This is a genomic window from Colwellia sp. RSH04 (assembly GCF_003545765.1).
Lineage (GTDB): Bacteria > Pseudomonadota > Gammaproteobacteria > Enterobacterales > Alteromonadaceae > Colwellia.
The window spans coordinates 19,264-38,078 of the sequence record NZ_QXIO01000002.1 but is presented as its reverse complement, the minus strand read 5'-3'; the positions used below and the strand labels follow the sequence as shown (position 1 = coordinate 38,078).

At 36.2% G+C, this 18,815-nt stretch carries 19 protein-coding genes and 1 pseudogene; 13 read left to right on the top strand and 7 right to left on the bottom strand.

Annotated features, from left to right (window positions below; genetic code table 11):
• The first annotated feature begins 105 nt into the window (after positions 1-105).
• From D1094_RS03680 to ttcA, 12 genes are all read left to right on the top strand, one after another.
• Complete coding sequence (locus tag D1094_RS03680; protein ID WP_118958755.1) at positions 106-906, top strand: Crp/Fnr family transcriptional regulator; 801 nt, start codon at positions 106-108, stop codon at positions 904-906.
• Positions 907-1,349: 443 nt separating this feature from the next.
• A complete protein-coding gene (gene ccoN, locus D1094_RS03675) occupies positions 1,350-2,774 on the top strand; it encodes a cytochrome-c oxidase, cbb3-type subunit I (RefSeq protein WP_118958754.1) in 1,425 nt (474 codons plus the stop codon).
• Between the two features lie 9 nt (positions 2,775-2,783).
• Positions 2,784-3,428, top strand: a complete 645-nt coding sequence (gene ccoO / locus D1094_RS03670; RefSeq protein ID WP_118958753.1) for a cytochrome-c oxidase, cbb3-type subunit II — start codon at positions 2,784-2,786, stop codon at positions 3,426-3,428.
• A 6-nt stretch (positions 3,429-3,434) separates the two neighbouring features.
• Complete coding sequence (locus tag D1094_RS03665) at positions 3,435-3,632, top strand: CcoQ/FixQ family Cbb3-type cytochrome c oxidase assembly chaperone (protein WP_118958752.1); 198 nt, start codon at positions 3,435-3,437, stop codon at positions 3,630-3,632.
• Positions 3,625-4,596: a cytochrome-c oxidase, cbb3-type subunit III gene (gene ccoP, locus D1094_RS03660; RefSeq protein WP_118958751.1), complete on the top strand. Its 972-nt coding sequence runs from the start codon at positions 3,625-3,627 to the stop codon at positions 4,594-4,596. The genes D1094_RS03665 and ccoP overlap by 8 nt, the downstream gene beginning before the upstream one ends.
• Positions 4,597-4,748: 152 nt before the next feature.
• Entirely contained in the window at positions 4,749-5,243 is a 495-nt protein-coding gene (locus D1094_RS03655) for a FixH family protein (RefSeq protein WP_118958750.1), read from the top strand.
• Positions 5,244-5,267: 24 nt separating this feature from the next.
• On the top strand, positions 5,268-7,700 hold the full coding sequence (locus D1094_RS03650; RefSeq protein ID WP_118958749.1) for a heavy metal translocating P-type ATPase: 2,433 nt from the start codon (positions 5,268-5,270) through the stop codon (positions 7,698-7,700).
• Between the two features lie 4 nt (positions 7,701-7,704).
• The gene (gene ccoS, locus D1094_RS03645; RefSeq protein WP_118958748.1) at positions 7,705-7,923 is read left to right on the top strand and encodes a cbb3-type cytochrome oxidase assembly protein CcoS; all 219 of its coding nucleotides are present in this window, start codon (positions 7,705-7,707) and stop codon (positions 7,921-7,923) included.
• Positions 7,924-7,957: 34 nt separating this feature from the next.
• Positions 7,958-8,701, top strand: coding sequence for a sulfite exporter TauE/SafE family protein (locus D1094_RS03640; protein ID WP_118958747.1), 744 nt, complete (start codon positions 7,958-7,960; stop codon positions 8,699-8,701).
• Positions 8,702-8,754: 53 nt separating this feature from the next.
• Positions 8,755-9,474, top strand: coding sequence for a fumarate/nitrate reduction transcriptional regulator Fnr (gene fnr / locus D1094_RS03635; protein WP_118958746.1), 720 nt, complete (start codon positions 8,755-8,757; stop codon positions 9,472-9,474).
• A 435-nt stretch (positions 9,475-9,909) separates the two neighbouring features.
• A complete protein-coding gene (uspE, locus tag D1094_RS03630; protein WP_118958745.1) occupies positions 9,910-10,854 on the top strand; it encodes a universal stress protein UspE in 945 nt (314 codons plus the stop codon).
• A 128-nt stretch (positions 10,855-10,982) separates the two neighbouring features.
• Positions 10,983-11,924, top strand: coding sequence for a tRNA 2-thiocytidine(32) synthetase TtcA (ttcA, locus tag D1094_RS03625; RefSeq protein WP_118958744.1), 942 nt, complete (start codon positions 10,983-10,985; stop codon positions 11,922-11,924).
• Positions 11,925-11,945: 21 nt separating this feature from the next.
• On the opposite strand, the gene D1094_RS03620 is transcribed toward ttcA, so the two are convergent.
• The 7 genes and pseudogenes from D1094_RS03620 to D1094_RS03595 all read right to left on the bottom strand — a co-directional run bounded on the left by D1094_RS03620 (position 11,946) and on the right by D1094_RS03595 (position 17,500).
• The gene (locus D1094_RS03620) at positions 11,946-12,827 is read right to left on the bottom strand and encodes a glucosaminidase domain-containing protein (protein WP_118958743.1); all 882 of its coding nucleotides are present in this window, start codon (positions 12,825-12,827) and stop codon (positions 11,946-11,948) included.
• Positions 12,828-12,854: 27 nt separating this feature from the next.
• Positions 12,855-13,706 (bottom strand): hypothetical protein, encoded by an 852-nt coding sequence (locus D1094_RS03615; protein ID WP_118958742.1) that lies wholly within the window; start codon positions 13,704-13,706, stop codon positions 12,855-12,857.
• Between the two features lie 65 nt (positions 13,707-13,771).
• Positions 13,772-14,419, bottom strand: a complete 648-nt coding sequence (locus D1094_RS03610) for a LysE family translocator (RefSeq protein ID WP_118958741.1) — start codon at positions 14,417-14,419, stop codon at positions 13,772-13,774.
• A 60-nt stretch (positions 14,420-14,479) separates the two neighbouring features.
• The gene (locus D1094_RS03605; protein ID WP_220452523.1) at positions 14,480-14,698 is read right to left on the bottom strand and encodes a hypothetical protein; all 219 of its coding nucleotides are present in this window, start codon (positions 14,696-14,698) and stop codon (positions 14,480-14,482) included.
• A 107-nt stretch (positions 14,699-14,805) separates the two neighbouring features.
• Positions 14,806-15,026 (bottom strand): annotated as a pseudogene (locus D1094_RS18830) (hypothetical protein).
• 81 nt (positions 15,027-15,107) lie between these two features.
• Positions 15,108-15,668, bottom strand: coding sequence for a DUF1415 domain-containing protein (locus D1094_RS03600; RefSeq protein WP_118958740.1), 561 nt, complete (start codon positions 15,666-15,668; stop codon positions 15,108-15,110).
• Between the two features lie 26 nt (positions 15,669-15,694).
• The gene (locus D1094_RS03595) at positions 15,695-17,500 is read right to left on the bottom strand and encodes an ABC transporter ATP-binding protein/permease (protein WP_118958739.1); all 1,806 of its coding nucleotides are present in this window, start codon (positions 17,498-17,500) and stop codon (positions 15,695-15,697) included.
• A 105-nt stretch (positions 17,501-17,605) separates the two neighbouring features.
• On the opposite strand from D1094_RS03595, the gene D1094_RS03590 reads away from it, so the two are divergent.
• Positions 17,606-18,811: a sodium:proton antiporter gene (locus tag D1094_RS03590; RefSeq protein ID WP_118958738.1), complete on the top strand. Its 1,206-nt coding sequence runs from the start codon at positions 17,606-17,608 to the stop codon at positions 18,809-18,811.
• Positions 18,812-18,815 lie beyond the last annotated feature (4 nt).

The window sequence follows — 18,815 nt, the reverse complement described above, 5'->3', positions numbered from 1 at the left end:
AAAAATCCACAATTTAATTAAGATAACTTTGATCTGATTAAAATAACGCCTGTTATTATCGCTTTAAACTAGCATGTGTTCATTCGACAAATAAGAATAAGTGATATGACAACAGGAAAAAAATTAGCCAATAATGTAGTTTATCAGCAAGCACTGGGTCAACACCATACTATTGCCTGTGAAAATTGCTCAATGAATGCGATTTGCCAACCTGTAGAAGCAGATGGCCAAACGTTAGATTTATCAAAAAACTATTTAAATAAAAAAATTCCTGTTAATGCTCAAGCACCCGACACCTCTCAACGTCATACTCAAGTAAAAAACAGAATTCTATTTGAAGAAAACACCCCACTGACATCTATATACGCAGTATGTTCTGGCGTATTTAAATTATGCGTTACCAGTAAAGATGGCTACGAGAAAGTTGTCGGCCTTAGATACCCAGGTGAACTTATCGGAGAAGATGCTTTATTTCTAGAAAATTATAATTATAGTGCTATTGCAATAGGTCAAAGCTCTGTATGTGAAGTATCAATAGAGCAATTTTCTTCATGCGGAAAACTCGTACCAGAATTACAACAAAATTTAATAGCATTATTAAGCAAGCAGAGCTATGTAAGGCAAAGTAACTTTCAATCATTTATTGGTAAAAAATCGGCTGATAGCCTGCTTGCAGCTTTTTTAATTAATATAACAAAACGTAATGAAGCTTATACCGGTAGTAGCAGTAAGCTTAACCTGTTAGTCAGCAGAAATGATGTCGCCAATTTCTTGGGTTTAAGAAGAGAAACACTCAGTCGAGTTTTTGCAAAGTTTCAAAAAGAAGGCTTAATAAAAATCGAAGGGAAAATCATTCATTTACTACAAAAAGAGCTTTTGTGTGATTTAGCTAACTTTCATAGTTAATTGTCATAATAAACATTCATAACCAAAGCAAATACCTAAGCGCTATTTTTATCAGGTTAAAACTTTTCTAATATCGATGATACTGTTACTCGCTTGCTGATATTGAGTTATTAGTCTAATCTTTGTAAAAATTATCTGTTTTATTTCAATAATTTTTACGTCAACTTTGCTGAATGCATTAACCACATTAGCTTTAGGGCGATTATACTAAGATTGATCTATATCAAGTTTAAACAGAATCAGCTATTGATTTAGATCATGCTCAAGAGGTAAAATTGCTTTGAAATGACACATTTAGCAACATTTATGTGACATAAATCACCGCCTTTTGGCGGCATCAATAGAAATAGCTTAAATTTTGTCCTGATGTAGATTAGTTTTTACTGTTTACAGCGCTAAAATTTATTATTTCAAACTAATAATAACACTGCGGAATCCATAACATGACTCAAAGTAATACGTCAGCAGTAGACTACAACTTCGATGTTGTACGTCAATTTACTGTGATGACTGTAATCTGGGGGATCGTTGGTACATTTGTAGGTGTACTTATCGCGGCTCAATTAATTTGGCCTGCGCTTAACTTTGATACACCTTGGTTAACCTACTCCCGTCTTCGTCCACTTCATACAAATGCTGTAATTTTTGCTTTTGGTACAAGTGCTTTATTTGCCACATCTTACTATGTTGTACAACGCACCTGTCAAACAGTTTTGTTTGGCGGTAAGTTAGCAGCCTTCACCTTTTGGGGTTGGCAAGCAATTATAGTGGCTGCTGCTATTTCATTACCTTTAGGTTATACCTCGTCAAAAGAGTATGCTGAGCTAGAGTGGCCTATCGATATTGCTATTGCTGTGGTATGGGTTTCGTATGCTATCGTTTTCTTTGGTACGCTAATTAAACGTAAAACCTCACATATTTATGTAGCTAACTGGTTCTTTGGTGGTTTTATTATCACCGTAGCTGTATTACACATTGGTAACTCAATGGTAATCCCAGTATCAGCCATGAAATCATACTCACTTTACCCGGGTGCAATTGATGCAATGATGCAATGGTGGTATGGTCATAATGCCGTTGGATTCTTATTAACAGCTGGTTTCTTAGGTATGATGTACTACTTTGTACCAAAACAAGCAGAGCGCCCTGTTTATTCATACCGTTTATCTATTGTTCACTTCTGGGCACTTGTTTCATTATACATTTGGGCTGGCCCTCACCATTTACACTACACTGCACTCCCTGATTGGGCTCAGTCTGTAGGCATGGTAATGTCCGTTGTATTATTCTTACCATCTTGGGGTGGTATGATTAATGGTATTATGACACTTTCTGGCGCATGGCATAAATTACGTCATGATCCAATTCTTCGTTTCCTAATTGTTTCATTATCTTTCTATGGTATGTCTACTTTTGAAGGTCCAATGATGGCAATTAAGTCAGTTAATGCATTATCTCATTACACTGACTGGACAGTTGGTCATGTTCATTCTGGTGCGTTAGGTTGGGTTGCTATGGTCTCAATTGGTGCAATGTACCATTTAATTCCAGTGCTATTTAACCAAGGTCGCATGTACAGTATTCGCCTTATCAACATTCATTTCTGGATGCACACTGCTGGTATCGTTCTTTATATTGTAGCTATGTGGATTTCAGGTGTAATGCAAGGTTTAATGTGGCGTGCTGTAAACAGCGACGGTACATTAACGTATAGTTTTGTTGAAAGTTTAACGGCATCTTACCCGTTCTACTTTATCCGTTTCTTAGGTGGTGTTCTTGTTGTAGCTGGCTTTATATTAATGGCTTACAACATGTTTAAAACAATTGGTGCAAAAGACGGTAGTCTTAAGCCAGTAGAAGTAGCTTAAGGAGACAGCATGAAAAATTCACATGAAAAAGTTGAAAAACACGTTGGTTGGTTCTTCTTAGCAACAGTATTTGCTATCAGTATTGGTGGTTTAGTAGAGATTACTCCGCTTTTCTTCCAAAAAGAAACCACCGTACCCGTAGATAACTTAAAGCCTTACACTGCTTTACAAATGGAAGGTCGTGACATATATATCCGTGAAGGTTGTAGCAACTGTCATAGCCAAATGATTCGTCCATTTAGAGCTGAGACTGAGCGTTATGGTCACTATAGTGTTGCTGGTGAGCATGTATGGGAGCATCCATTTTTATGGGGTTCAAAACGTACAGGTCCTGATCTTGCTCGTGTAGGTGGTCGTTACAGTGATGATTGGCATATTGCCCATTTAACTGATCCGCGTTCAGTAGTGCCTGAGTCGAACATGCCTGCGTATAATTGGTTAAATACCAATACGCTTGATGGTGAGTTAACTAAGTCGAAATTAGAAGCTTTTAATTGGTTAACACGCAATCGTTCTCATAAAGATGAACAAGGCAACGCGATTCCGCTTTATACACAAGCAGAAATCGATGGTGCTAAAGATGCAGTTAAAGGCAAGACTGAAATGGAAGCTCTGGTTGCTTACCTTCAGTCACTTGGCCACGCGTTGAAGTAGCTCCTGATGGATTACGGAACACTCAGAGGGCTTTTTGCCCTACTAATATTGGCGTTATTTATCATTATTGTAATATGGTCATATTCAAAGAAACGTAAATCTTCATTTGATGAAGTAGCAAATTCAATCTTTGAAGAAGATCAACAAGATAAAGAACGCCATCTTGATAAAGATAGCAAACAGGAGACTAATAATAATGTCTAGCTTCTGGAATATTTGGGTTTGGGTTCTTACACTAGGAACGTTAGTAGGTTGTTATATTCTACTTCGCTGGTGTTTAAAGAACTTTGCAGGGGTCAAAGAAGGTGAGTCTATGGGACACACTTTCGATGGCATCGAAGAATTGAATAATCCTCTACCTAAATGGTGGAGTACTTTCTTCTTATTAACTATCGTTTGGGCTTTTGTTTATATCGCTATGTATGGTTTAGGAAACTGGACTGGTCTTCTAGGCTGGAAGAGTTCTAACCAAGGCATTATGAACATTGCAGAATCTAAAGCTAAAACAGCTGAGTATTTAGCTAAAGATTCAGGCGTTTTAGTTCAATATGACCGTGAAGTAGCCGCAGCAAATGCTAAATTTGGACCTATCTTTGAAGCTTACGCAGCGCGTAGCATTGAAGACTTAGCGACAGATAGCGAAGCATTAAAAGTAGGCCAACGTTTGTTTATTCAAAACTGTGCACAATGTCACGGTAGTGATGCTCATGGTACAACAGGCTTCCCTAACCTTGCTGATAAAGATTGGTTATATGGTGGTACACCTGAAGCTATTAAAGAAAGTATCATGAACGGTCGTAAAGCATCAGGCATGATGGCTTGGGAAGGTGCTTTAGGCGGAGAGCAAGGCGTCAAAGAAGTTGCAGCCTATGTAATAAGCTTAAGTGGACGTTCGGTTGACCCTGAACTAGCGAAAGCTGGTCAAGCTAAATTCGCTATGTGTGCTGCTTGTCATGGTCCAGATGGTCAAGGTAGTTTAGCTTTAGGCTTACCGTTAGGTGCACCTAACCTAACTGATAACATTTGGTTATACGGTGGTTCTAAACGTGCAATTGAAGAATCAATTCGTAACGGACGCGCTGGTGTAATGCCTCCTTGGAGTGACATCCTAGGTGAAGAAAAAGTACATGTTATTTCAGCTTATGTATATAGCCTTTCTCAAGACTAATATATAAAATACAAAAGCATTTCAAAAAGCCCTTGTTACACTTTGTAACCAAGGGCTTTTTTAATACTTAATTACAAGCCTGCCACTAGCTCAAAGGATAGAAAAACCGTATAATAACGTCACTTTAATCTAGCAAAATTATTACTTCATACATGAAATCATCTTGGTATAAAGAGCCTTGGGCTTGGTTAGTTTTTATTCTTCCATTTACTGCTGTTGTCGCAGGTATTGCAACTTATATCATTGCTAACCATGAGCCAGACGCTTTAGTGGTAGGTGATTACTATAAAAAAGGTAAGTCTATTAATTTAGAAGTATCTAAAGTTAAACAAGCACAGAAATTAGGAATGCGTTTTGCGTTGCAATTAAAAGATAATGAGTTAATTATAAAACCAACGGGAATTGAGAAAACCTTCCCACTTATCAATGTATACTTTTACCACCCAACCCAAGAAGCAAAAGATTTTTATTTAGCATTAACGCCTGATGGCAATGGTTATTTTAGACATTATTTTGACCAAAGCGTCACGGGAAAATGGAAAATAACCCTGACTCCTTTTGAAAATCACTGGAAAATTCATAATACAATCAGTTTACCTCAACATGATTTTATTGATTTAATTCCTGATCCAACTAAAGCACAATAATCACTTACGAAGTAAACAATAAAGATGAATACACGTTGTTTTCACTGTGCAGAGTTTATTCCTAAAGGAATATCACTATTTGTATCTATCAATAACATTGAACAACCCATGTGTTGCCTTGGCTGCCAAGCCGTTGCACAAACTATTGTTGATAACAATCTCACGCAGTATTACCAAGTTAGAACTGAACCTGCCCACAAAGGGCAAGCTTTAATTCCAGAGCAACTTGAAAAAAACAAGTTGCTTGATGAAGAAGTGCTTCAAAATGAATTCATATATCACGCACAAGACTATAAAGAAGCAATACTAACCATTGATGGTATCAGTTGTGCTGCCTGTGCTTGGTTAATCGAAATGCAAATAGCAAAAGTTTCTGGTGTCGTTAGTATTAATGTCAATGCTACGACGCAAAGAGCCACAGTTCAATGGCAAGATGACACCGTTAATCTCAGTGATATTTTAACGGCTATTGAACATATTGGATATCAAGCCCTCCCCTTTAAAGCCAATGAAGCAGAAGTCAGAAATAAAAAGCACAGCAAAACGTTTATAAAGCGACTAGGCATAAGTGGCATCTTAATGATGCAAGTAATGATGATCGCCGTTGGGCTTTACTTTGGTGCTTTTGCCGATATGGCAGAACACAATAAGGTGTACTTACGCTGGATAAGCTTTATTCTAACTATTCCAATCATTACTTACGGTGCTTTCCCTTTTTATATTGGGGCAATTAATGCGTTAAAAGTAAAACGATTATCTATGGATGTTCCTGTATCAATTGCTATTATATTGGCTTTTTCGGCAAGTGCATGGGCGACAGTTTCACAGCAAGGAGAAGTCTACTTTGAATCGGTTTCAATGTTCACTTTCTTGTTACTTATTGGTAAATTTTTAGAATTCAGAGCTCGCTCTCGAGCAGCGCAAGTCTCGGCAAACTTACTGAAACTAATGCCAATGACTGCATTAAAAATAATTATTGATAATGAAGAAGAAGTCACTTCTAGCCAAAACCAAGAAAAACTGATTGCAGCAAAACAGTTAATAAAAGATGACTTTGTGCTAATTAAACCAGGTGAAGTTATACCTGCAGATGGCATAATTATTAAAGGTAAAAGTCAATTAAATGAAGCGATGCTTTCTGGTGAACAATTACCAGTGAATAAAAGTGTTGATGATAAAGTCTTTGCAGGCACAATCAATGGTGATAGCAACCTAATCGTTAAAGTTAGCCAAGCCAGTAACCAATCGTTTCTATCACAACTAATACGTTTAAGTGAACATTCTCAAGCACACAAGCCCAAACTTGCCAAATTTTCAGATAAAGTTGCTCAATACTTTGTTGCCATCATATTATGTACTGCCATAGGCACCGCTATTTATTGGCAACAACACCTACCTGAAGAAGCTTTTTGGATCACACTTTCAGTGTTAGTTGCAACCTGCCCTTGCGCTCTTTCTCTAGCGACCCCCACAGCATTAACGTGTGCTACGACAAGGTTAAACAAAAATGGCATAATGATTAAGTCTGCTCATGTAATGGAAACAATGCCACAAGTAGACAGTTTTGCTTTTGATAAAACAGGTACTATTACTGATGGCGAGTTTTCTATTGCAGATGTTCAACATGAAAATAACATAAAAAAAGATGATGTACTCGCCATTGCAGCAGCGCTTGAAGCGCAATCAGAACACCCTCTTGCTAAGCCATTTCATCAGTATCGCAACTATCAATTACAAGTAAGTAATATTGAGGTTCATTCAGGTCAAGGCGTAAGTGGCACAGTAAATAATGTACACTATAAAATTGGTAAACCTAACTGGTTGTTATCAGATACAGCGTTACTTAACTATCAAGACCGTACTTGTGTCCTAGTCAAAAATAATAGCTTAACGAATGAAACTGAAGTACTCGCTAGTTTTTCTCTTATCGATAAAATAAGAGATGAGGCAGTAGCATTAATTAATACTCTCAATACTCATGCTAATACCTTATTGCTTTCAGGAGATAGTCAATTAGCGTGCGATAAATTAATGCAAAACGTGCCAATTAAAATGGCGCGTGGTGGGTTAACTGCAGAACATAAAATGCAAATAATTAAAACAGAACAAGCGTCTAAACATCGTGTAGCAATGACTGGTGACGGAGTAAATGACTCACCTGTTTTTGGTGCAGCCCATGTGTCGATTGCCATGGGGTGTGGCGCAGACATTGCCAAAAGTGGCGCCGACGTCATATTATTAAATAATCGATTATCTAGTATCTCAACCTTAATTAACGTTGCTAAAAAAACAAAAAAGATAATTTTTCAAAACTATTTATGGGCTTTTGGTTACAATGCCATTGTTTTACCTTTAGCAGTAGCTGGTTTTATTACCCCGTATATGGCGGTAATAGGTATGTCTGCTAGCTCAATTTTGGTGATCACTAATTCACTGCGCTTATTAAAGAACAATTAACTATATGAGTATTATTTATCTATTAATTCCTATTGCTATATTGCTTACCGCTTTAGGTATTTATTTGTTTTTTTGGGCAGTAAAATCAGAGCAGTTTGATGATTTGGAAAAGCAAGGTATGAGTATTTTGTTTGATGATGATAAACCATCGCCAGAAGAGGCACTTAAAATAGATGAAAAAGTAGAAAGTGTCTCCAGTAAAACAAATCAAAAAGATCAGTAACAATTAAAAAATTAATGCTAGGAACAATAACCTTATGACAATGGATTTATTTTCCGCATTTTTAGTTGGCCTTCTTGGCTCGGGTCATTGTTTAAGTATGTGTGGTGGCATTACCACCATGCTGACATCAGCCACTGAAACAAAATCTAATGAAAGTGCGTTAGGCGATATTCCAATTGCACAATCTCCAACACATTCACCCAAACAACCGTCATGCCATCGTTTTTCTTCTACTCGGTTAATACTACTGTATAACTTAGGGCGTATTATGTCCTACTCTATTATCGGTGCCATTGTAGGCTTTACTGGCTCAGTCGCAGCTAAAAACATCGGTCTTCCTATTGCAGGTTTAAGAATAGTTGCGGCCTGTTTTATGATTTTACTGGGTTTATATATTGGTCAATGGTTAATGTGGTTAACTCACGTTGAAAAGCTTGGTACTATTATTTGGAAACGGCTTTCACCATTAAGTAAAAAAGTACTTCCAGTTAACTCACCTTTAAAAGCATTTAGTTTAGGCTCATTATGGGGTTGGCTACCTTGCGGATTAGTGTATTCATGTTTAACGTGGTCTATGGCCAGTGGAAGTCTTACGCACGGTGCAAGTATTATGTTTTTCTTTGGCTTAGGTACCCTGCCTGCTTTGTTAACTTTATCGTTAAGCTTAGAAAAAGTTAAGTTGTTACTTTCCATGCCAACTTTTAGACAAACTTCTTCAATATTACTTATAACCTATGGGATATATAGTTTTTTTGTTGCATATCAAGTTATGTTCTAATAACATTAACCCATTAAAGATTTTTAATAAACAAATGTGAGTAAATAGTAGTCATGCCTAATAAAAGTTGTGCAACCCAGCAACATATCAAATGTCAAAATTGTAGTATTAGTGAGCTATGTTTACCTTTTTCGCTGAATGAGCAAGAACTTCATAGCTTAGATGAAATCATCGATAGAAAGCGACCTATTCACAAGGGCGATAAGATTTTTCATGACGGTCAAGAATTAAACGCTTTGTTTGCAATACGTTCTGGTACATTTAAAACATTTACTGTTAATGAGCAAGGTGAAGAACAAATCACTGGCTTTCATTTAGCAGGTGATTTATTAGGCTTTGATGCTATCGCTGAAAGTGCACACCCAAGTTTTGCTCAAGCTCTAGAAACATCTATGGTATGCGAAATCCCATATAATAACTTAGATACGCTTTCAAACAGTATGCCAAAGCTAAAAAAACAAGTTTTGCGTCTAATGAGTAATGAAATTAAAACAGACCAAGAAATGCTTACTCTGCTTAATAGAAAAAATGCTGAGCAGCGCGTTGCAACCTTCTTAGTGAGCTTGAGTGATCGCTATCACTCGCGTGGTTTATCAGCGACTGAATACCGTTTAACCATGACTCGTAGCGATATTGGTAACTATATTGGCTTAACTGTTGAAACAATTAGTCGTCTTTTAAACAGATTCCATAAAAACGGATTAATAAAAGTAGATGGAAAATTAATCACTATTCTAGACTTAGATGATTTGATTGATGTAGCTGCGCTATAAGCTTTACTTTTCGAATACATAAAGCCCGGTAGAAACTCAGTTTTTACCGGGCTTTTTCTTTGAGTAAAGTCTAGGGCGTATTGACCTTTGTTGATATTTCATTAATGCGCTTTTTTATCATTAGCAAAGCAGTATCACCCCCGCTTGGTTATTCCAAACAAGTTAACACTAATGCCGTTAGTGTTTAAAATAGCCATCCCCCGAAGGGCTGAGATTCCCTCCTCCCTTTACGTTTATTCAAAAGCTACTGATTTAGCGAGTAAAGTACGCAAGTTTTGCCTTAATTAAGGTGTTTTGTTTCTCAGCAAAATTATTAAAAAAAAGTCAACACGCCTTAAAGTTAGTTGATACAAAACAAGCATTTATTCTAGTAATTTGTTATAAAGTATCTATAGTAGAAATATACTATAGATACTTACTAATAAGAGGTTTGTCATGGACATGTATAAAAAAATACTGGTTGTTGTAGATCCAACGTGCAATGAACAAAAGGCACTAAAACGCGCAATTGAACTCGCAACTAGACTGACAGAATCTAGCAGTGAAACGGTCAGTATCACGGCCTTTTTTAGTATCTTTGATTTTTCTTATGAAATGACGACCATACTCTCAAGCAATGAACGTGATGCAATGCGTCAGATGGTGATTAAAGATAAACAACAGTGGCTTGATGACAAAGTAAAAGAACTCGACTCTTCACTGAATATAACAAGTGAAGTTGTTTGGCATAATCGTCCTTTTGAAGCCATCATAAATCAAGTGATTGAACATAAATTCGATATCGTAATCAAAGGTACTCACCAGCACGACAAGTTAAAGTCCGTTGTGTTTACACCAACTGATTGGCACTTATTAAGAAAATGCCCTAGCCCTGTATTACTTGTTAAAGAGCATGAGTGGCCTAAAGATGGTAATATTCTTGCTGCTATTAATGTCGGCAGTGACGAAGAAGAGCATTTATCGCTGAATAATAAAATTACAGAGCAAGCGAGTAAATTAGCAGGTTTAATTGATGCTAATGTACATTTGGTTAATTCATATCCTGGTACGCCAGTGAATATTTCTATAGAAATACCTGAATTTGATTCAACTGAATATAATAATGCTATGTTAAAGCATCACCAAGATTCAATGACACAGCACGCAAACAAATATAATGTTAATCCAAATAATACTTATGTTGAAGAAGGGTTACCTGAAACTGTTATTGAACAAGTGGCAAAAAAAATAGATGCTGAGTTATTAATTTTAGGTACTATTGGCAGAACAGGTATTTCTGCCGCTTTAATAGGTAATACAGCAGAGCATGTAATTGACCATCTAAATTGCGATGTTCTTGCTTTAAAACCAGACGGTTATGTCTCACCACTTGCAGAGTAAATATCGTTAGAGCGTTTACGGTAAAGCCAAGCATTTAGTGCTTGGCTTTTCTTTATAATCAACTTCTTTTAACTTCCTTTAAATAATGAGTATAATGCGCGCATTAATACTTAAGTGCACTTAATTCTATGAACAACTCTTCATTAACCGATACACAAAAAACGCAATTAACTAAGCTTGAAAAGCGCCTTCGACGTAATGTGGGACAAGCTATTGCTGAATACAATATGATTGAAGATGGCGATAAAATTATGGTGTGTTTATCAGGCGGTAAAGACAGTTATGCCTTACTCAGTATTTTAATGTTACTTAAAGAATCGGCTCCGATTAATTTCGAGCTGGTTGCGGTTAATTTAGATCAAAAGCAACCAGGCTTTCCAGAGCATATTTTGCCTAATTACCTAAAAGAACTGGGAATTGAGTACCAGATAATCGAAGAAGATACTTATGCAATCGTAAAAGATAAAATACCTGAAGGTAAAACAACCTGTAGTTTATGTTCAAGACTTCGTCGTGCCGTGTTATATAAAGCGGCTAAAGCATTAGGTGCAACTAAGATAGCCTTAGGACACCACAGAGATGATATGATTGAAACTCTGATGTTAAATATGTTTTATGGCGGTAAAATGAAATCAATGCCGGCAAAGCTTGTTTCAGATAATGGCGAGCATGTTGTTATAAGGCCATTAGCATTTTGTAAAGAAAGTGAACTTATTCAGTACGGTGAATTAAAAAAATTCCCTATTATTCCTTGTAATTTATGTGGCTCTCAACCTAATTTACAACGTCAAAATATTAAACGCATGTTAAATGAGTGGAATGAGCAATCGCCAGGTAGGATTGAATCGATGTTCACAGCAATGAAAAATATCGTTCCATCACACTTATGTGATAGCCAGTTATTTAACTTTAAAGAGATAAATAGTGATTCTGGCATCGTTAATGGCGGAGACACAGCATTTGATCAAGAAAGCTTTAGCGCTGATAATGAGTTTACTCAGAAAAGCAAACAACAAGCTTCTAGCGTAAGAATCTCAGCAGATTTAGTCGATATTATTGAAGTAAAATAAATTTCGAAATAAAATAACGAACTAATCTGCCGCATTAAACGAGGTATCTTCAGCGCTAAAATAGCGCTGATTATGTCTTAACATATCAGTTATATCTAACACGTAATGTGCGCCACGCTCTGAATAAGGTAGTAACCCGGTCGCTAATATTTCAGCATCAAGTGGTTGGTTATGTTCACGTAATTGAGAGCGTATACTTCTAAATACTCTATACGCATTATGAGTATTTATATTCTTAAAATACCCCTTCACAGCCGCATCAACGCTCTTAAAAGCAGCAACTTCGTGTTTTGCGCCAGCATTTCTTCCGCTTGGCACCATGCCACATTTAGGTTTATAACACCAAATGCCAAAGAAGTTTAAGCCTATACGAGCAAACCTAGAAGTGCCCCAAGCAGACTCATTGGCTGCTTGTACTAGTACCAATGACTCGGGGATCATATCGACTTTAACTAACAGCTCATCTAGCTGTTGTAGCGTAGAGTTATGCTTACTTACGCGATATTTTTTAGCTAAATTAGCTAGCTCTTCTTGCTCTTCATTGGTTAATCCAAGTTCTAATGATGTTTGTTCTAACCAGTACTCTAATTTTGCTCTAGTTTTCAATAATTGATTATTGTGCTCTCTTATAGCTGGACGCATAAAATCAAAAAAGCGTTTCTTTTTGGTGGGTATATCATAAATAGCCGAAAAGTTTGGTAGCGTCACAGAGTGCAGCGGTTTTTCTACTTTTTTTATTACCTTCAATGGTGTGTGAGTTTTTTTAGGTTGCTGTTCCGCTCTTGATTCAGTTTCATCAAGAGTAGCCAAAGGTTTAGGCTTTAAAAAAGTAAAAGGCGCTACAATAGATACAACAAGACCTATCAACAATACTGCCGATGTAATGCGGTTAACTATACTCATAAAATTTCCTTGTAAACAAAAAATACATTACGCTGAGAATGTATCGTCTGGTCCATTTTTGTTTATTACAGTGCGTTCATTATCATTCTCGTCACTATCACCTTGATTACTTTCATTATCGTTGGGGTTATTCGTTGCTATTTTAACACCGAATATTTCACGGTATAAAATACCTTTCACGTTATAGTAAAGTGGTGCTAAATAGGTCATACCAAAAATAAATAAAATGATAGATAGAGGAGCTATAGCGCTATCAGCCAATAAAACAACTGGAAATAATAACGCTAACAAACAGATTATTAACAACATGTAAATTGACGTTAGTTGCCACCATTTAAATCGTAATGCTTTTACAGAAAGAACTATAGCTTTCATGGGAGTCATTTGTTTCTCTACCACTAAAGGTATGGTCAACGACAAAACAACAGCAAGGAAAACACCTGGAAAAATTAATAACTGAAAACCAATGCTAATCAATGAAGAAGTTAGTAACGCGCATACAGCGACCCAACTACCACGTTTTAAGAAAGAAAAAACTAATCCCACATGCGTTTTCATTCCAACAGCATGAAAGACCCCCATCATTTCAACGCCAGCTAAAAAAGGCCATATAACAACCGTCACCAATATGTTTAATATCATTCCTGCTTGCGGATCTTCAAAAATAACTTCCATACCACCTAGGTAATTACTAGCGATATAAGAGACAATCATGCCTAAGAAAAGAGCAAACCCAAGACCTAACATAATTGATACTCTAGCTTTTAGCGTGTATTGCCACGCTTCGCTAAAAATTGCTTTGGTATCTAATTGATAATTACCCTGCTCGGCTTGCTCAACACTACCGCCAACTTGAATTACTGAAATTTTTTCTGACAAACTCTTACCTATTATTTAGCTAACTACATTGCTTGGCGATATTATACCGTAAATAAAAAGAAAACCTAGGCGCTCAAGTTATTCCATACAAGTTGTATTGCAATAATTAGCAAAACAACCCCCATAATACGGTCTACCCAATAACCTTTTACAAAGAGTAAATTTCTTACTTTTGGTAACGTAAGTAAATAAGACAAACTGATAAACCATAGCCCTGTTGCTATGACTAAATAAAAACCGTATATAAGTTTAATATTCATATCAGTACTCGGAGAGATAACAACAGAAAATAAACTAACAAAAAATAATGTTGCTTTTACATTAAGACCATTAATTAAAAAGCCAGTGATAAATGCTTTTTTATTAGACGGGAAATTTTCATTATACGTGGCTGAATTTGGAGAATTAATATCGCTATCTTCTGGTGGTTTAGCGTTAAGGCCATGCCATGCGATATAGCAAAAATAGCCTGCTGCTAAGTATGTGAGTACCGTAAGTAACCGTTGATCACTAGCAATTAATAACCCAATACCAACTAATGAATAGGTAACATGTAAAATAATCCCTGCTGCAATGCCTAAACTACTATAAATAGCAACAGTGCGATTGTAGCGTATACTTTGTTTGAAAATTAGCGCGAAGTCAGGTCCAGGGCTAGCAACAGCAAGAAAGTGTACAACAGCTATCATGGTAAACTGCTCTATAAAACTCATAAATTGAATGTTCCGCCTAAAGTTAAGGAAAAACATTCTACCTTAGATGATTTTGTGCAATCAAACCTTAATGTAACTTTGTTTTTGTTCACGTAACGATAAAGTACGTCCGCTTGATAAAATAATACGATAAAACTGCCACAATTCATCAAAGCATGAAAAATAGTATTTTTTACCTTGATAATAAGTCGTTAAGACTGACGCAGTCGCTGTTAACTTACTAGCGTTACTTGAAGCATTACTTGAAGTATTAATATGATCTAAAGTGATTGAATTCATACTTATGTCACCTTACCTGAATTTTATTGTTCAAGTGTACAAAAATATGTAAGGTTTAGGTGTAATCAAGCTGTAATCTTGAGTATGAATTTGTTTAGCGAGGTTTTTTAGATAACGCTATTGTACTTAGGGGCTGTTGAGCTTTCGGGGTTGTTTTTGCAGCTTTTTGTTGGACATTTCTACAAGGCAGAGCCTTTGTCATGGGGTATTCCACATAAAAAGGCGATAACGCCGTAAAAATGACCAACAAACGCTGTCCGAAGGATTCGGCTAAAAGCATTTTATGCTTTGTTGAGTAGTATTTGCTTAGAATGACTAAGCTACACACTACTCGCCGCGAATAAAACGCTTTTAGCTCTAACAAAACTTAATCGCGAAAGATCAACAGACCCTAAATCTAGTATTCTACCTACTTTACGTGCTTCGCATGTATATTGTCTAATAATTGTTTAAAGTATTCGCTGCCTTTTGCTTGAGCTACACCAATATTATTATCAGGTATTTTCTCAGGCTCTTTATAAATTGAAAGCACTTTCGCCATACTTTCCTCTCTAATGATATGAATCATAGGAAATGGTGATCGGTTAGTAAAATTACTCGCATCGTCATAATCTTCATCGGCGAAACAATATTCCGGATGCATAGTCGCAAGTTGAAAGACCCCCTCAAAACCTTCATCGATAAGAAGTTCGTTGGCTTGATCGACTAAATCTAAAAATCGATCAAACGAGCGAAACGTTTGTGGATATATCACTAAAGTTGTTTCAAGCTCATTATGCGCTTGTAGGTATTGAAACTGATTTAACATCTCAACCAAAGCCATTTTACTTTTCGTTTTATCTGAGACGTAATAGTAAATCGTTTGTTGCACAAATTCTTTTTTGGCAAAAGGACAAAAGTTCAGCCCAATAATCACTTGCTCTAACCAATCTTTTGTTGCGCTAATAACGGATTGTTCTACTGTAGGCATTTTTCTTCACTAATAAATAAGACTAGTTAAATTTCATCATTCGATGATTGTTGTAATTGCCACATATTAGCATAACTACCTTGTTGCGCTAATAGCTCTTGGTGTGAACCTTGCTCTATTATTTCACCGTGCTTCATCACGAGAATATTATCCGCATCAACAACCGTTGATAACCTATGGGCAATCACAATACTGGTTCTATTTTCTGCCACTTCATTAATTGCCTTTAAAATGGCTTGTTCAGATTCACTATCTAATGAAGAGGTTGCTTCATCAAAGATTAGAATAGCGGGATCTTTTAAAATAGTTCTCGCAATGGCAACGCGTTGTTTTTCACCACCAGATAATTTTAAACCTCGTTCACCTACAACGGTGTTAACACCATCAGGTAAGCTTTCAATAAACTCTGAAAGATGAGCCATTTTAATGGCTTTTTGAATGTCTTGTTGACTAGCCTCAGGTCTACCATACTGAATATTTGCATAAAGCGTATCATTAAAAAGTACGGTATCTTGTGGCACTATCCCAATATGCTTTCTTAAAGAATGCTGACTTACCTCAGTAATGTTTTGACCATTTATAGTGATTTCACCAGATTTCACGTCATAGAACCTAAACAGTAATTTAACTAGAGTTGATTTACCTGAGCCACTTTGACCGACAATGGCAACTTTATCACCTGCCTTAACTTCAAAGGAAATACCCTTAATAATTGCCCGCTTTTCTTGATAGTTGAAAGTGATATTACTCACGCTAATAGCAGCACGTTTAACTGCTAACGTTTTAGCATTTTCAATGTCTTCTATTTTTGCTTTACGCCCAAGTAAAGAAAACATATTTTCAATATTGGCTAAAGATCCCTTAATTTCACGATAGACAAAACCCAAAAAGTTTAATGGCATAAACAGTTGCATCATAAACGCGTTAATTAGCACAAAATCGCCCAATGTCATCACACCATGACTCACTTCATAAGCAGCTAAAGCCAGCATTGAAGTCATAGCGATTGCTATGATAAACGCCTGTCCACCGTTTAAGGCAAATAAAGATAACCTGTTTTTAATTTTTGCATGTTCCCAAGATTCAAGCTGCTTGTCATAAGCCTTAGCTTCATATTCTTCATTAGTAAAATACTTAACCGTTTCATAATTTAATAAGCTATCAATCGCCCTAGTATTACTTGAAGAGTCTGCTTGATTAGCCGCACGTACATAACGAGTACGGCGCTCTGTAGCAAAGATTGAATAAGCAATATATGCGGCAATGGAGCTGAGTGTAATAACAGCAAATTTAATACCGTAGTTTATAAACAAAATACTCACTACCATTATTATTTCTAATAAGGTGGGAATAATATTAAAAACCATAAAACGCATTAAGAAGCTAATACCTGAAGTGCCTCTATCTATATCTCTCGATAACCCGCCTGTTTGTCGATTTAGATGAAAATCTAAATCTAATTGGTGTAAGTGTCGAAAAACATTAAGACTAATTCTTCGAATGGCTCTTTCGGTTACTCGACCGAATAAGGTATCTCTAATTTCAGCAAAAATAACAATAGACAGCCTAACTAAGCCATAAGCAGCCACTAAACCAAAGGGTACTATAATTAAGCGGTTTAATTGCTCGCCAGTTGAGTTTTGTGCATCTAAAGTGTCTACTATGTCCTTTAGAATAAACGGTAAATAAACACTGGCAATTTTAGTCAGTACTAAACAAAACATTGCAAAGAATATTCGTTGTTTAAATTCGAACAAATAAGGAAGAATTAACTTAAAAGCTTTCCAGTTTATCGTGGTTACTTCATGATCAGGGTAACTAGAACGTCGCATAAATAATTAATGTTAATCATATGAATACGTGTAATATTACCTTACTATCGAAAATAATAATCCTAATTAATTAAAATAAATTTAGTTTTCCAACGGAATGTAACCATGCATGACCATCAAGCGATTCTTTTAACCGCATTACTTATTTTAATCTTTGGCTTATTTTCTAAAGTTGCTGAGAATTCCCCTATTTCTGGCCCAATGTTTTTTGCAACAATTGGTTTGATTTGTAGCCCGTTGGGTTTTGATATCATTTCAATTGAAATAGATTCAAAAGCGATTAAGCTCATAGCTGAAATCACGCTAATTATTATTCTTTTTGTTGATGCATCTTTTATTCAGCTAAAGCATCTTAAAAGTCGCTTACAAGGATTACCTGCTAGATTACTTTTAATAGGCTTACCCATCACAATGGTTTTTGGCTCATTTATAGCCATTTACACTTTTCCACAATACAGTATATGGTTATTAGTATTACTAGCACTAATTTTATCTCCTACCGATGCAGCGTTAGGACAAGCCGTAGTAAATAGCAAAGCAGTACCACTAAAAATACGTGAATCTATTAGTACTGAAAGTGGATTAAATGATGGGATTTCTCTACCTCCTATTTTCGTTTGCTTAGCGGTTATCGCAAGTGGTACAGGTCAGATATCTTCTGAAGATCACTGGTTAAACTTCATTGCATTACAGCTTATTTTAGGACCAATTATTGGGATTTTGGTGGGTAATGTTGGTGGAAAATTAATTGATTATGCAAATAAAAAGCAATGGATGAATGAGGTTTTCCAACGATTAACCTGTTTATCTATTGCTATCTTGGCCTATTCTTTTGCTGAATCATTACACGGCAATGGCTTCATAGCGGCTTTTTGTTCAGGCTTATTCTTAAGTATTAAAAATACTGATGTTAGAGAGAGGATACAAGAGTTTGGTGAGACTGAAGGTCAATTATTAACTTTATTTGTCTTTTTAATATTTGGGTTGATTTTTGTGCCAACATTCTCTCCTTATTGGGATCTTTCTGTATGCATTTACGCTTTTTTAAGCCTAACGATTATACGTGTTCTGCCCGCTTTTATTTGCCTTTCGGGATCCGGTTTAGATAATTACAGTAAATTTTTTATTTCATGGTTTGGGCCAAGAGGAATTGCATCAATACTTTATTTACTCATTGCTGTTGATCAAATAGGTGTTGAAGGCAATGAAAAGATTTTCTCTGTTATTGTGTTAACTGTTTTAATGAGTGTATTTGCTCACGGTGTCAGTGCCGTGAGCATGAGTAATCAATTTGTTAAGCCACGTAAATAACGCC